Source organism: Pseudoalteromonas sp. SR43-3 (assembly GCF_014163875.1).
Lineage (GTDB): Bacteria > Pseudomonadota > Gammaproteobacteria > Enterobacterales > Alteromonadaceae > Pseudoalteromonas > Pseudoalteromonas distincta.
Window position 1 is genome coordinate 291,076 of sequence record NZ_JACJEC010000002.1, and the last position, 14,723, is coordinate 305,798.

Consider the following 14,723-nt stretch of genomic DNA (forward strand, 5'->3'; position numbering starts at 1 on the left):
AAATAACAAAAACGAATAAAGACTATGCAACCACAAGATAAACAAGAAGCACTGGTAAAAGCATTTAAATCACTATTAAAAGAAGAAAATTTTGGCTCTCAAGGCGAAATAGTTGATGCGTTAAAAGATCAAGGTTTTGACAATATAAGCCAAAGTAAAGTATCACGCATGTTAAGTAAATTTGGCGCTGTACGCACACGTAATGCCAAACAAGAAATGGTTTACTGCTTACCTGCTGAAATGGGTGTACCTACGGCTAAAAGCCCATTACGCCAATTAGTAATCGACATTATGCACAACGAAATGATGATCATCATTCGTACCAGCCCAGGTGCTGCTCAGCTTATTGCACGTTTATTAGATTCATTAGGTAAAGCAGATGGCGTACTAGGAACAATTGCAGGCGACGATACTATTTTTATCGCTCCTGCTAAAATATCTGAAATAGATGTAACACTTGAACGTGTTCGCATTTTATTTGATACAGTTTAATAGCAAACTAAATTTGTTTTAAAAACCCTATTGAAGGTGCAAAGAAAGCAGAGCCCATATCGGCTTGAGTAAAATCAAGCCAGTGGTCGTAGCAATCCCCTTCCCCTAAACGACTATTAAGTACTTTTTCAAATGCGGTGCCCGTACAAGCGCATGTAATTGATAACATTCCCTGCTCATACACGTCGCCATAAGGCATGCTTTGATTTAATAGTAGCGGTTGTCCGTGTTCGTCTTTTAGCTCACTTCGCGAAGCATGGCTGGTTTCGATCGCTGGGGTAATTAGCGTGTTATCAAGACGCGTACGTCCCATTATTTGCTCTTGCTCACTCAATGATAAATGCTGCCACATAGTTAAATCATGTTTATAACGCTGAACATGAATATAACTCCCCTGATCTTCAAAGCTACCAGGGTTGCTGATTAAAGCCGTAGCGCGCTTTTTTCTTCCATGTGCGGTGTCGCCACCATAAATAAAACCGTTAAAATCACGACCATCTAAAAAACGAAAATTACGAATTTGCTCCACCAGCTCTACATCGGGGGCAAATAATTTTAAAATTTGCAGCGCAAATAAATGGTTAACATCTTCACGGTCAGAGCGAATTTGTACAAATAAATCACACGGTTGTACGCTCATTTGGTGATCGCTATGGGTTATATTGGGAAAGCTCTGTAATTCGCTTGGAATGTATTCAGGGAGGATATGCGGCCAGTATTGCGCACCAATAGCAACCATACAAGAGAGCATTGATTCTGAAAATTGATCGCTAAACTCTTCTTCTATAGCGCTTACTTGTTTTAACTTTGCGCGAAGTGATTCGTCTTGACCATCAAACACATTAAAAAATAAGTGCAAACCGTGTAAGTTTGCTTCAGCACAAATCCCTGATTGCGCTTGCGCCATTGTTATTCCTTAGTTTTACAGATAAAAACACAGCGAATAACAAATTAATTACGATTCGAAAAAATTCACCGTGTGAGGTTTTATTTTTATTATAACCTGATCATTATTTTCAAATGACTGGCCATATTGTGCAGCAACTTCAATTTCTTGTTCATCAATAACAAGCGAATAAACATACGCCGAACCAATAAAGCGACGACTTATGATTGTAGCTCGCTTGCTGAATTTGTCACTTTGGTTATCTGCCACTAATTCTATTTGATGAGGGCGCACATATATAAGCCCTGCAGTTACATTATGCTTACTCTCAACATAAGATTCGACTAAACCAAATGGTGTTTTATATTCAGTTGCGGTTAACACTTCTGCGCTTAAGTATATGCCCTGACCCAGAAACTCTGCAACCTCCTTTGAACATGGAGCTGCAAAAAGCTGCTCAGGCGTGCCTTGTTGCTCAATTTTACCGCGATGCATAATGGCAAGTGTATCTGAAAACGCAAACGCCTCTTCTTTTGAGTGTGTAACAAACACAGCAGATACTTGAGTTGCCTTAATAATTCGACGTATATCGGCAATTAATTCAAAGCGTACTTGTGTGTCGATGTTTGAAAAAGGCTCATCAAGGAGTAATAAACTAGGTTTATAAGCTAATGCACGAGCGATAGCGACGCGTTGCTGTTGGCCACCCGATAACTGGTGTGGAAACCTGTCAGCACAGCCAATTAAATGTACAAGCTTAAGCATTTCATCAACGCGTTGCTGCTTTTGAGCTTTGCTCATTTTACTAAGCCCAAATGCGATATTATTTGCCACCGTTAAATGCGGAAACAGCGCATAATCTTGAAACATCATGCCGATGTTACGGTGCTCAGGTGAGACAAAAGATTGCTCATCACTCACTAATTTACCGTCTATAAAAATAGACCCTTGCTTGGCTTCAATTAAACCTGCAATCGCTTTTAATGTGGTTGTTTTTCCGCATCCACTCGCCCCGAGTAGGCAAACAATTTCGTCTTTACCTACTGTTAAATCTAAATCGTGAATAACCTTTGTGCCGTTATAGTGATAGCTCACGCCTTGTAAAATTAAACTACTCATTTAACTACGCTGCTCCATAGAACGATTAATAAAATACAAAGGAATAAACCCAACAATAACAATAAATAATGCAGATATTGAAGCAAGCTCTAACTGCTCGTCACTCACATACTGAAATACATGAGTAGCTAAGCTTTCAAAATTAAACGGTCTGAGCAATAGCGCAGCCGGCAACTCTTTCATACACTCAATAAATACCAATAAGGCAGCAGTGAGCAATCCTCTTCGCAGTAAAGGTAGATGCACTAAACGCAGCGTTTGCCCTTGGCTTTTACCCATTGATTGGCTTGCCATATCAAGTGATGGACTAATACGTAAAAAACTCGACTCAATTGCTCCGTGTGCAATGGCGTAAAACCTAACAATATAAGCAATAATAATAGTAAGAATGCTACCTGTAAGCAGTAAGCCAATATCTAAATTATACGGCTCGAGCGCTGTGTTAATGGTGTTCTCTAACAATGTAAGAGGTAACAAAACCGCAATAGCGAGTACTGTGCCAGGCAGCGCATAGCCTGTGCTTGCTAAACGCCCAGGAATAAGCGGATACGTTTGCTTTGCCACACGCTGATAAAAAACCACAAAAACACTCAATGTAATGGTTATAACACTTACAACCCCTGCCACTTTTAAACTTTGCCAAGCGTAACTAAAAAACTCAACATTCCATGCTTTATCAAAGTAGGTAATGGCGTAATTTATAAGTACTGCAATAGGAATTACAAAAGCGATAAGTAAAATAAAGCTACAAAATGCCGTTGCGAGCCAAGCAGACTTTCCTTTTAATACATAGAGAGATTCACTATTTACACTTGATTGGCGCTCAAATACCGCTTGATTACGACGACTAAAACGCTCTGCCATTAATGCTAAAAATAACAGCAGTAACATCACACCCGATATTTTAGCGGCCGCTGTAAGTGAGTAATAACCAAACCACGTATCGTATACGGCGGTTGTTAATGTACTTACGGCAAAATAACTCACTGTTGCAAAGTCGGCCATGGTTTCCATACTAATAAGTGCAAGAGCCGCCACAATTGCCCCACGAGAGAGCACTAAACTAACTTTAAAAAAGCTTTGCCAAGGAGATAACCCCATTAACTGGCTAGCTTGCACTAATTTGAATGACTGCTCGCGAAGGGCCGTTTTAAAAATTAAAAATAAATACGGGTAAAGCACCAAGGCAATCATAACTATGGCGCCGGGTAGTGTACGTATATCAAAAAACCAATAGTCGCTAGGCGATTGCCAGCCAAACCATTCTCTCAGTGCTATTTGTACAGGGCCCGCATAATCTAATAAATCAGTGTATACATAGGCAATAATATAGGTGGGCATAGCAAGGGGTAGCATAAGTGCCCATTCAAACTGTTTTTTACCCGGGAAACTACAGTAAGCCGTTAGCCACCCAAGTGGCAAAGCTATGGCGCAGCTAAGGACGCAAACACCTAAAACTAACAATACGGTATTGGTTATGTAATCCCAAAGCACGGTATCCCACAGGTGAGAAAACACCTTAGAGCTACCTTGTAGAGATTCAAAAAGAAGAAAAAACAACGGGGCCGATAGTATTAAGCCAGTCGACCACGCAAAGAGCTGCCATTTAGACAGCTTAAATTTATTAGTCATTAAAGATCGAACTTCACCTCATCAATTAGCTTAAGTGCTAACGGACGATATTTACTAATCTCATCAAGTGGCAAGCTGTCTTCTTTAAAGCTACCCCAAGAGGCAACCAAACTTGATAGTTCAACACCCGACTTAACTGGATACTCCATATTTAATGAGGCATACATGTTTTGTGCTTTGCTGTCGGTCATATACTCTATGAGCTTTAATGCATTTTCAGGGTTTTTAGCGTATTTGGTAATAACCGCACCCGATACATTTATATGTGAGCCACGATTAACTTGATTCGGAAAGTTAATATTTACGGCCTCTGCCCAACCTTTTTGTTCTTTATCTTCTAGCATTTTGCCAAGGTAGTAACTATTACCTAATGCCAAGTTACATAAACCTTCTTTAACAGCTTTAACTTGAGCACGATCGTTACCTTGAGGCTTGCGCGCTAAATTAGCCTTCACACCTTCAAGCCACTCTTTAGTTTGCGCTTCACCATGGTGTGCAATCATAGAAGCTACTAAACCTAAATTATATGGATGTTTGCCTGAGCGCATACAAATTTGTCCTTTGTATTTAGAGTCTGCTAAATCTTCATAAGTGAGCTTAGGTAACTCACCAACTCGCTCTTTTGATGAATACACATTACGCACTCGCTTAGTAAGCGCAACCCATTGGCCATCACCGTCACGAAAGGCGGCTGGAACATTATTATTTACACTGTCACTTTTTATAGTTTGTGTTAATTTTAAATCTTCTAATTGAATAAGCGCGCTAAAGTTAGAGGTTAATACTAAATCAGCTTTACTGTGCTTGCCTTCGCGTTTAACACGCTCAATTAGCCCTTTTTTAGCAAAAACAACATTGGTTTTTATGCCTGTTTGCTTTGTAAAGTCTTCTAAAATTGGCTGAATTAAAAACGGTTGACGAAAAGAGTAGATGTTAACAACATCGTTTGCAAAGACTGGTGCCGATGCAACTACCCCTAAAACAAGTGCAAATACTTTCTTCATTATTTCACCTAAATAACTGTTATTATCAACGAATTCTACCGTGCTCATTCTAAAAGTGCACACTTTAAATAAATGTAAATAACGCCCAAAAAGGAAATACGGTGTAAGAGATGTCTTACGGATGTGACAGCTAATGAGTAAAAAACAAGATAAAAAACAACCTAAAAACAGTTAAACACATGAATTATATGAGATTTATTTTTATTGCTATTGCAAAAACACTAATTGAATGTAGTTTTATCTCTATTTTAGTTGCTCTATTGCACTATAATTTACGCATCAACCAAGCAATGACGCTTATTGAGTAAAAGGAAATGGACTGCTTACTCAACCAACCAATGATTAGGTTATCAGGACAACACGGATTTTAGGACAGGCTCAGGATGAGTATCACAACGCAATGTTGTAAAAAGGACAGCGTCAGGAAGATGCGAAAAGGATAACAACAAGGCTAAGTTGTTCAACAGGATGTTGAAGGAATAAATGGACAGGCCTTTAAGGCAACACAAGGGATTGGTTAAAACAAGGATACACTAGGAAGTGTAATTAAGGATTTGGTAATAGTATTTACCCTACAGGATGTTTAGGAATTAAAGGATACAGGCCCGGACGGTCTACATTACATAGAACTAAAAAGTAATATAGTAATAAACATGGATTAGTGAAAATTGGAGTTGATTAAGTTCAATTGCAGGATGCAGAAAATTAGAAGATTCCGCAAGCGCGCCTAGAGATAGAGCGCGCTTTTCTTTGCCTAAAATTTGGCTGAGTAAAGCACTGAGCAACTATCACTAATCTTTACTGAGTAATATCGCGTCACAGCAAATCAATGCTAAGACCTTAAAATACTTTATTAATATTTTAAATTTCGCTAAGTTTTTTATTAATTGCGCCGATAACTAAATAACGCAAGGATCATAAATACTCAATGGATATGAATTTTAAAACATCTCAAAGTAATACCTTTTTATGTAAAGTATCAGACGCAAGTACAGCAAAACCAATTGGTGTATTTAGTGCCCAAACCCCCAGCGAAAATCCCTATAAAGCTTTATTTAACCCCAAAGGTTATAACTTTTTAAATATGCCAATGAGTGAGTTTAAAAATATACTTAACGAAATTATTCAGTTAGAACGCGACATTCGTATTAGCAAGTGGGGTGAAGGTGCTCGACCTGATGAGTTTAGCTATCAACTTAATAGAATAGCAGACGCAATTGCAACGACTCAATTTAATGGCAAAATAGACATTAGCTGCTACTTTTTAAAACGAGTTGAAGAAGCAAAAGAAATGATTGGTGAAGACTGTATCTCGTTTATTCAAGTGCATAATAGTATAAGTCAATTGTATAATACTGTTTTACAATTAACATCTGAAGAAGGCTTCAGAGCAATTCAAAATAAAGCACTTGCTCACTTAAAAAATCAACAAGCATTTGCTTAACTTCGTAAAATTAACCTTCTAGCGGTCGGCCTTTATTGCGCTTACCCAATAAATACGCATCACGAAACTTAATAAAATGCTGCTCTAATTTTGTCGATGCATCCATTTCGCCCGCAAGTGCTAATACCATAATAGCCACTTCAGCAGTGCCTAGTTGATGCGCATGAGGGGCTACACGTAATCGGTAATCAGATAGTTTATCAGCAGTAACAGAAAGTACAGGCAAGTTATCTAAATAAGGGCTTTTGCGAATCATTTTTTTAGCTTCGCGCCACGTACCATCTAAGAATATAAATAGCGGCTTTTTACCTGATTCAATACTCACTTCTGTAATGGCTCTGCCCTCTTCTACATCTTCTGCGGGAAAGACGACCATAGGCTGATACTGCGAATCATTTATTAAAGCTAAAAGAGCGGGGTGAGGATCTGTTCTATCCCATCTAAATGCGTGGTTATCTGGCACTATTTCAGCAATTAAACGCCCTGTATTAGAAGGTTTAAAGCTTTCATTATGATACATCAGTAAGCACACAGCGGCCTTACAATCTGCATGCTCAACACCTTTGCAAATACAGTAGTGCTTAGCAATCAGGCATTGTTCACAGCGATCTAATTTACCGCCTCGAGCATTAAACTCTCGACGAGATTCACTTATTTGTTGAGCGCGTAATGCTAGAACTGAGTTTTTCACTGTATTTACCTTCAATTAATTAAGCGCGCATTGTAACGACTTCTTGTTATTTAATCTTATATTTATCTAAGTTAAAAATAGACATAAAAAAACCCAACCGAAGTTGGGTTTTTTAAGCAAATACTAAAAAGTTAAATTACTTCTTTTTAGCTGCTTTTTTGTTTGGTAAATCAGTGATTGAACCTTCAAAAATTTCAGCTGCAAGGCCGATTGATTCATTCAATGTTGGGTGAGCATGAATTGTAAGCGCTAAGTCTTCACCATCAGCACCCATTTCAATACCTAAACCGATTTCGCCAAGCATTTCGCCCGCGTTAATACCGATCATAGCACCACCGATTATACGGCCACTTTCTTTATCAAAGATAAGTTTAGTAGAACCTTCAGTACGAGCAGATGCAATTGCACGACCAGATGCTGCCCACGGGAATACCGCAGTTTCAACTTTTAAGCCTTGCTCTTTTGCTTCTTTCTCAGTAACACCTACCCAAGCGATTTCTGGGTCTGTGTACGCTATTGAAGGAATACATTTAGGGTCGAAGAAATGCTTCTGACCAGAAATAACTTCTGCAGCAACATGACCTTCATGAACCGCTTTATGCGCAAGCATAGGCTGTCCAACTAAGTCACCAATTGCAAAAATATGGCTTACGTTAGTACGTAATTGCTTATCAACATTAATAAAGCCACGCTCATCAACGTTTACGCCCGCTTTTTCAGCATCAAGTAAGTTACCGTTTGGAGTACGGCCAACTGCAACAAGTACTTTGTCGTAACGTACTGGTTCTGCTGGTGCGTTTTTACCTTCAAACGTTACGTATAAGCCGTCTTCTTTAGCTTCAACACCAACAACTTTAGTTGAAAGCATTACGTTGAATTTTTTGCTTACGTATTTTTGGTAAATTTTGATAATGTCTTTATCAGCTGCTGGTACTAATTGATCAGCAAATTCTACAACATCAATTGCAGAACCTAGCGCACGGTAAACCGTACCCATTTCAAGACCGATAATACCACCACCAAGTACAAGTAGCTTTTCTGGTACGTCTTTAAGTTCTAATGCACCAGTTGAATCAATTACACGGTCATCTTCTGGGATGAAAGGTAAGTTAACTGGTTTAGAACCTGCTGCAATAATCGCGTTATCAAACGTGATAGTTGTAGCGCCGTCTGCGCCTTCAACTACTAAAGTATTGCTGCCAGTGAATTTGCCGTATCCAGATACAACTTTCACTTTACGCATTTTGGCCATGCCTTCTAGTCCACCAGTTAACTGGCTAACTACAGAATCTTTCCAAGTACGAACTTGGTCAAGATCGATTTTTGGTGCGCCAAAAGTAACACCGTGAGATGACATTTCTGCTGCGTCATCAATCACTTTAGCTACGTGTAAAAGTGCTTTAGAAGGAATACAACCAACATTAAGACATACGCCACCTAATGTTTCGCGAGATTCTACTAATGTAACTTCTAAGCCCAAGTCAGCAGCACGGAAAGCCGCAGAATAACCACCAGGACCACCGCCTAGTACAACAACTTGAGTTTTTAATTCGTTGCTCATGCTTTTACCTTAATTGTTTGAACGGGACACTGCCCTAAAATTTAACTGCCATGTTTCTGCAAGGCAGAAAGAGTGAGCAGCGCACAAAGTGATGCAATTCGTACAAAGATTGTATCATTGCAAATGGTAAAAATCCCAGCTAAAAACAACTGGCTGGGATTTGATTCTATTTATTTTATTGCGTATACCAATTTTACTAAACTGGTTACATTACCAACTGGCGAATATCGCTCATGTAACTTGCAAGAGTCACAGTAAAGCGTGCAGCTAATGCTCCGTCAATAACCCTATGGTCGTATGACATAGACAGCGGAACCATTAGTTTTGGTTCAAACTCTTTGCCATTCCATTTAGGTTTCATTTCAGATTTAGATACACCTAAAATAGCAACTTCTGGCGCATTAACAATCGGCGTAAATGCCGTACCGCCGATACCGCCAAGGCTAGAGATAGTAAAACAGCCACCTTGCATATCAGACGATGTAAGCTTACCGTCACGTGCTTTAACAGATACTTCCATTAGTTCACGTGATAATTCAATAATGCCTTTTTTATCAACATCTTTAAACACTGGCACTACTAAACCATTTGGCGTATCAACAGCAACACCAATGTTAATGTACTTCTTAAGAATTAAACTTTCGCCGTCGCTAGACAGTGAAGAGTTAAATGTTGGGAAGTCTGCAAGTGCTTTAGCCGCTGCTTTCATCACAAACACAAGTGGTGTGATTTTAACGCCAAGCTTTTTCTTCTCGCTAAGTGCATTTTGCTCTTTACGGAATACTTCAAGACTTGTGATATCAGCTTCATCAAACTGTGTAACATGTGGGATTTGTACCCAGTTACGGTGCAAGTTTTTACCTGATAGCTTTTGAATGCGAGACAGTTTTTTCTCTTCAATTTCGCCAAATTTAGCAAAATCTACTTTAGGCCATGGAATAAGACCAAGCTCACTACCACCTGCGCTACTGCCTGCAGATAATTGACCAGATTCAACTTGCTTAACTAGGTTTTTAACGTAGTTTTGCACGTCTTCTTTAACTATACGGGCTTTGCGACCAGTGCCTTTAACGTTAGCTAGGTTAATACCAAACTCACGCGCTAAACGGCGAACAACGGGTGATGCATGAGCATACGCGCTGTTTTCTGTGAAGCTTTCATTACTTGCTTTTGCAGGTGCTGCTTGAGCCGGTGCTGACTCAGTTTTAGCCGCTGCTGCAGGTGCTGATTTTTCAGCTGGTGCAGATGCCGCTGGCGCACTGCCTGCAACTTCAAATACAAAAATTAATGAACCAGTCGATACTTTATCGCCAGCGGCTACTTTAATTTCTTTAACTGTACCTGCAAATGGAGCTGGCACTTCCATTGCAGCTTTGTCGCCTTCAACGTTTAAGATTGATTGATCTTCTGAAACCTCGTCGCCAACGGCAACCATAATTTCAGTTACTTCAACTTCATCGCCACCAATATCAGGCACATTAACTTCTTTAGTGCTTGGTGCTGAACTTGCTGTTGAACTATCAGCTGGCGCTTCTACAGGAGCCGACTCTTTAGCCGGTGCTGCAGATTCACTTCCTGCTACTTCAAAAACAAACACTAACGAGCCAGTTTTAACTGTGTCGCCAGCGGCTACTTTAATTTCTTTAACTGTGCCGGCAAATGGAGCTGGTACTTCCATTGCTGCCTTGTCGCCTTCCACGTTTAAGATAGATTGCTCTTCTTCAACGGTGTCACCAACAGCAACCATGATTTCAGTTACTTCAACTTCATCATCGCCAATATCTGGTACGGTTACTTCTTTAATTGAAGAACCTGTAGAAGCAGCTGGTGCTGCTTCTTCAGATTTAGCTGGAGCAGCGGCTGATGTATTTTCCTCATCAGTGCCTTCACTCTCGCCTTCAAACAAAAATACTAAAGAGCCTGTTGTAACGGTGTCGCCAACGTTAACTTTAATCTCTTTTACAGTCCCCGCTTGAGAAGCAGGTATTTCCATTGATGCTTTGTCACCTTCAACATTTAGTAATGATTGGTCAACATCTACTTTATCGCCAACGCTTACTAATATTTCGGTTACTTCTACTTCGTCGTCACCAATATCAGGTACTTTAATTTCAATACTCATTGCAAACCTCTTATGCGTACAGTGGGTTAAGTTTGTTAGTGTCGATGTTGAACTTTTTAAGTGCTTCAACAACTACTGACTTCTCAACTTCACCGCGTTTAGCAAGTTCAGATAACGTAGCAACAACAACGTAGCTTGCGTTAACTTCAAAGTGACGACGTAGGTTTTCACGGCTATCAGAACGACCGTAACCATCTGTACCTAACACTTTGTAGTTGCTGCTTGGAATGAATGAACGCGCTTGTTCTGCGTAGTTTTTCATGTAATCCGTTGCTGCAACAGTCACAGAGTCGTTTAATACGCTTGTGATAAATGCTGTTTTTTGCTCGCTTTCAGGATTAAGCATGTTGAAACGCTCAACATCTTGACCATCACGCGTTAGCTCATTGAAAGATGTTACTGAGTAAACATCTGATGCAATACCATATTCTTCGCTTAAGATTGAAGCAGCTTTGCGCACTTCAGTCATAATAGTACCTGAGCTTAATAGCTGTACGTTGGCTTTTTTACCTTCGTAACTTTCAAGCTTGTAAATACCTTTACGAATACCTTCTTCAGCGCCTTCTGGCATAGCTGGCTGATGGTAGTTTTCGTTCATAAGCGTTAGGTAGTAGTAAATATTTTCTTGGTCGTCACCGTACATACGACGAATACCGTCTTGTACAATAACTGCAACTTCAAACGCGTAAGTTGGGTCATAAGAAACACAGTTAGGAACCGTGTTTGCAAGAATGTGGCTGTGACCATCTTCGTGTTGTAAGCCTTCACCATTTAGCGTTGTACGACCCGCTGTAGCACCTAATAAGAAACCACGTGCTTGTTGATCGCCCGCCATCCATGCCATGTCGCCAACACGTTGGAAACCAAACATAGAGTAGTAAATGTAGAATGGGATCATTGGTAAATCGTTAGTGCTGTATGATGTTGCAGCAGCAACCCATGACGACATAGCACCTAACTCATTGATACCTTCTTGCAATACTTGACCTGAAGTTGCTTCTTTATAGTAAGAAACAATATCACGATCCTGTGGCGTGTAGTTTTGGCCATGCGGGTTATAAATACCGATTTGACGGAATAAACCTTCCATACCAAATGTACGCGCTTCATCTGCAATAATTGGTACGATATTTTTACCAATGCCTTTATCTTTTAATAAGATATTAAGTGCACGAACAAAGCCCATAGTAGTAGATATATCACGCTTTTGCTCTTCAAGTAGTGGCTTAAATGCATCTACTTCTGGCAACGTAAGTTTTTCACTAAAACGTGGAATACGCTTAGGTGTGTAACCTTTAAGCTCATCACGACGCGCATGTAGGTACTTGTACTCAGGTGAACCTTCTTCAAGCTCTAGGTATGGTAATTCTTTTAATTGCTCTTCAGATACTAAGTCATCAAGACCAAGGCGTGAACGTAAATGTGCAACATGCGACATGTCCATTTTTTTCACTTGGTGCGCAATGTTTTTACCTTCAGCTGCTTCACCCATGCCGTAACCTTTTACAGTTTTAGCAAGAATTACAGTTGGACGACCTTTTGTTTCTTCTGCTTTTTTAAATGCAGCAAATAGTTTTGATGGCTCATGACCACCACGCTTAAGCGCAAAAATTTCGTCATCTGTCATATCTGCAACAAGGGCAGCTGTTTCAGGGTAGCGACCAAAGAAATGCTCACGAACGTATGCGCCATCTTTAGCTTTGTATGTTTGGTAATCGCCATCAATTGTTTCGTTCATCAATTGTAGTAATTTACCTGTTGTGTCTTTAGCAAGCAGAATATCCCAACCGCTGCCCCACACTAGTTTAATTACGTTCCAGCCAGCGCCTTTAAACAAGCCTTCTAACTCTTGAATAATTTTACCGTTACCCATAACTGGGCCATCTAAACGCTGTAAGTTACAGTTAATTAAATAACAAAGGTTATCTAGTTTTTCACGTGCAGCGAAAGAAATAGCACCACGTGATTCTGGCTCATCCATTTCACCGTCACCTAAAAACGCATATACACGTTGGTTTTTAGTGTCTTTTAAGCCACGACCATCTAAGTATTTTAAGAAGCGTGCTTGATAAATTGATGAAATAGGACCTAAGCCCATTGATACCGTAGGGAACTGCCAAAACTCAGGCATTAACTTAGGGTGTGGGTACGATGGTAAGCCTTCGCCATCAACTTCTTGGCGGAAGTTATCTAGTTGCGCAGCCGATAAACGACCTTCTACAAATGCTCGTGCATAAATACCTGGAGAAATATGACCTTGGTAATAAACTAAGTCACCACCGTCTACATCATTTGGTGCTTTAAAGAAGTGGTTAAAACACACTTCATAAAATGCAGCAGATGATTGGTAAGACGCCATATGGCCGCCTAAGTCGAGATCTTTTTTAGATGCACGTAGAACGATCATAATCGCGTTCCAACGTATAATTGAACGAATACGACGTTCAAGATTTACATCACCTGGGTAAGCAGGCTCTTGATCTACAGGAATAGTATTAACGTAGTTCGTGGTAATACCCGTTGGCATATCAACGCCGTCTAAACGGGCTTGCTCTAATACTTGCTCAAGTAAAAACTGAGCTCGTTCAACACCTTCTTCGCGCACAACTGATTCAAGAGCTTGTAACCACTCTTGTGTTTCTAGCGCGTCTACGTCAATTTTATTGACTTCAGACATATGGAGGTTTCCTTATGTTTAAAATACGAATATTGTTAATTTAATATCACAGCTACTTAATTTGTGTGTTCAAAGTAGTTATGTACTAACTTAATTTTGTTTAGTGCGTCTTAAACTACGTTCAATTCGCGAATGTTCTTTGCCTGCTTCAAGTAGTGCTTCTTCGATAAATGCTAAGTGCGCATTACTTGCTAAACGGGCTTGTTCTGGATTACCGTCAATAACGGCATCCATTAATAAACGCCTGTGTTGGGCTAACTGACTGCTAATATCTGACTTTTTTAATAAAACAGTTAAATTTTGCAATACATTTTGCTCAAGCAGCGCTTTCATACCTCTAACTAAATGCAGTAACACCACATTGTGCGAGGCTTCTGCCACGCTAAAGTGAAATGCATTAATTGCTTTTGCTTTTTGCTGTAAATCATCATTAACTAAGGCAATTTCATCAAAGCTTTGTTTTACTTTGCTAAAATCGTTGCTGGTCCCGCGCAGTGCTGCGTAGTAAGCAGCAATCCCTTCTAATGCATGACGAAATTCAAGTAAATCAAACTGCGACTCAGGGTGTTTACTAATCAAATCAAAAAGTGGATCAGTAAGCCCTTCTTCGAGCTGATTTTTTACAAACGTGCCGCCACCTTGGCGACGCGTAACTAAACCTTTCGCTTCTAATTTTTGAATTGCCTCACGCAGTGACGGGCGAGACACTTCAAACTGCTTTGCTAGTTCACGCTCTGGTGGCAACTTTTCACCTGGTGCTAACGAGCCTTCAAGAATCATATTCTCAAGTTGCTGTAAAATAACATCAGATAATTTTGCCGCTTTAATCTTTAAAGACATGAATCAACGTCCGCGTTGTATAAATACCAAGAGCCCATAAAACGGGGCTTTAAGTAGTATGATTTACCCAAAAGGTAAATTGGTCATACCAAAAATTTTCAATACGGTATCAAAAACACTATTAGCTGTCAATTTACAGGTAGTTTGAGCAATTAAAGTAGCGTAACGCATTTTGAACGAAGATCAAACAATGCGCAATTTACAAAAATTGTTATAACGTATTTGGGATGAAAACAATTGGTCTGACCAGAATAA

Annotated in this window: 11 protein-coding genes; 2 read left to right on the forward strand and 9 right to left on the reverse strand. The window is 39.8% G+C overall.

Translation table 11 applies throughout. From position 1 onward, the window contains the following. Nucleotides 1-24 precede the first annotated feature (24 nt). On the forward strand, nucleotides 25-492 hold the full coding sequence (gene argR / locus H5088_RS03665; RefSeq protein WP_002957753.1) for a transcriptional regulator ArgR: 468 nt from the start codon (nucleotides 25-27) through the stop codon (nucleotides 490-492). A gap of 7 nt (nucleotides 493-499) precedes the next feature. Here argR and H5088_RS03670 read toward each other — a convergent pair whose 3' ends face one another. Genes H5088_RS03670 through H5088_RS03685 form a run of 4 tightly spaced genes read right to left on the reverse strand, consistent with a single transcriptional unit; the run spans nucleotide 500 to nucleotide 5,133 of the window. Then, complete coding sequence (locus tag H5088_RS03670; RefSeq protein ID WP_182752219.1) at nucleotides 500-1,399, reverse strand: Dyp-type peroxidase; 900 nt, start codon at nucleotides 1,397-1,399, stop codon at nucleotides 500-502. Between the two features lie 48 nt (nucleotides 1,400-1,447). Next, nucleotides 1,448-2,497, reverse strand: coding sequence for an ABC transporter ATP-binding protein (locus tag H5088_RS03675; RefSeq protein ID WP_182752220.1), 1,050 nt, complete (start codon nucleotides 2,495-2,497; stop codon nucleotides 1,448-1,450). Next, nucleotides 2,498-4,129 (reverse strand): iron ABC transporter permease, encoded by a 1,632-nt coding sequence (locus H5088_RS03680; RefSeq protein WP_182752221.1) that lies wholly within the window; start codon nucleotides 4,127-4,129, stop codon nucleotides 2,498-2,500. After that, nucleotides 4,129-5,133: a Fe(3+) ABC transporter substrate-binding protein gene (locus tag H5088_RS03685; protein ID WP_182752222.1), complete on the reverse strand. Its 1,005-nt coding sequence runs from the start codon at nucleotides 5,131-5,133 to the stop codon at nucleotides 4,129-4,131. Before H5088_RS03685 ends, H5088_RS03680 begins: the two co-directional genes overlap by 1 nt. Nucleotides 5,134-6,061: 928 nt before the next feature. On the opposite strand from H5088_RS03685, the gene H5088_RS03690 reads away from it, so the two are divergent. Further along, complete coding sequence (locus H5088_RS03690) at nucleotides 6,062-6,577, forward strand: hypothetical protein (RefSeq protein ID WP_182752223.1); 516 nt, start codon at nucleotides 6,062-6,064, stop codon at nucleotides 6,575-6,577. Nucleotides 6,578-6,587: 10 nt separating this feature from the next. Here H5088_RS03690 and H5088_RS03695 read toward each other — a convergent pair whose 3' ends face one another. From H5088_RS03695 to pdhR, 5 genes are all read right to left on the reverse strand, one after another. Continuing rightward, the gene (locus H5088_RS03695) at nucleotides 6,588-7,268 is read right to left on the reverse strand and encodes a tRNA-uridine aminocarboxypropyltransferase (protein WP_182695571.1); all 681 of its coding nucleotides are present in this window, start codon (nucleotides 7,266-7,268) and stop codon (nucleotides 6,588-6,590) included. A gap of 136 nt (nucleotides 7,269-7,404) precedes the next feature. Then, a complete protein-coding gene (gene lpdA / locus H5088_RS03700) occupies nucleotides 7,405-8,829 on the reverse strand; it encodes a dihydrolipoyl dehydrogenase (protein ID WP_182752224.1) in 1,425 nt (474 codons plus the stop codon). Nucleotides 8,830-9,034: 205 nt separating this feature from the next. Continuing rightward, entirely contained in the window at nucleotides 9,035-10,951 is a 1,917-nt protein-coding gene (gene aceF, locus H5088_RS03705) for a pyruvate dehydrogenase complex dihydrolipoyllysine-residue acetyltransferase (RefSeq protein ID WP_182737053.1), read from the reverse strand. 10 nt (nucleotides 10,952-10,961) lie between these two features. After that, a complete protein-coding gene (aceE, locus tag H5088_RS03710; protein WP_002957763.1) occupies nucleotides 10,962-13,628 on the reverse strand; it encodes a pyruvate dehydrogenase (acetyl-transferring), homodimeric type in 2,667 nt (888 codons plus the stop codon). A 90-nt stretch (nucleotides 13,629-13,718) separates the two neighbouring features. Continuing rightward, nucleotides 13,719-14,468 (reverse strand): pyruvate dehydrogenase complex transcriptional repressor PdhR, encoded by a 750-nt coding sequence (gene pdhR, locus H5088_RS03715; protein ID WP_002957764.1) that lies wholly within the window; start codon nucleotides 14,466-14,468, stop codon nucleotides 13,719-13,721. Nucleotides 14,469-14,723: the final 255 nt, after the last annotated feature.

Excerpts from the sequence above, each read along its gene's own strand:
- aceF (WP_182737053.1), bottom strand. The coding sequence starts at position 10,951 with ATGAGTATTGAAATTAAAGTACCTGATATTGGTGACGACGAAGTAGAA.
- H5088_RS03690 (WP_182752223.1), top strand. The coding sequence starts at position 6,062 with ATGGATATGAATTTTAAAACATCTCAAAGTAATACCTTTTTATGTAAA.
- argR (WP_002957753.1), top strand. The coding sequence starts at position 25 with ATGCAACCACAAGATAAACAAGAAGCACTGGTAAAAGCATTTAAATCA.
- H5088_RS03675 (WP_182752220.1), bottom strand. The coding sequence starts at position 2,497 with ATGAGTAGTTTAATTTTACAAGGCGTGAGCTATCACTATAACGGCACA.
- lpdA (WP_182752224.1), bottom strand. The coding sequence starts at position 8,829 with ATGAGCAACGAATTAAAAACTCAAGTTGTTGTACTAGGCGGTGGTCCT.
- aceE (WP_002957763.1), bottom strand. The coding sequence starts at position 13,628 with ATGTCTGAAGTCAATAAAATTGACGTAGACGCGCTAGAAACACAAGAG.
- H5088_RS03670 (WP_182752219.1), bottom strand. The coding sequence starts at position 1,399 with ATGGCGCAAGCGCAATCAGGGATTTGTGCTGAAGCAAACTTACACGGT.
- H5088_RS03685 (WP_182752222.1), bottom strand. The coding sequence starts at position 5,133 with ATGAAGAAAGTATTTGCACTTGTTTTAGGGGTAGTTGCATCGGCACCA.
- H5088_RS03680 (WP_182752221.1), bottom strand. The coding sequence starts at position 4,129 with ATGACTAATAAATTTAAGCTGTCTAAATGGCAGCTCTTTGCGTGGTCG.
- pdhR (WP_002957764.1), bottom strand. The coding sequence starts at position 14,468 with ATGTCTTTAAAGATTAAAGCGGCAAAATTATCTGATGTTATTTTACAG.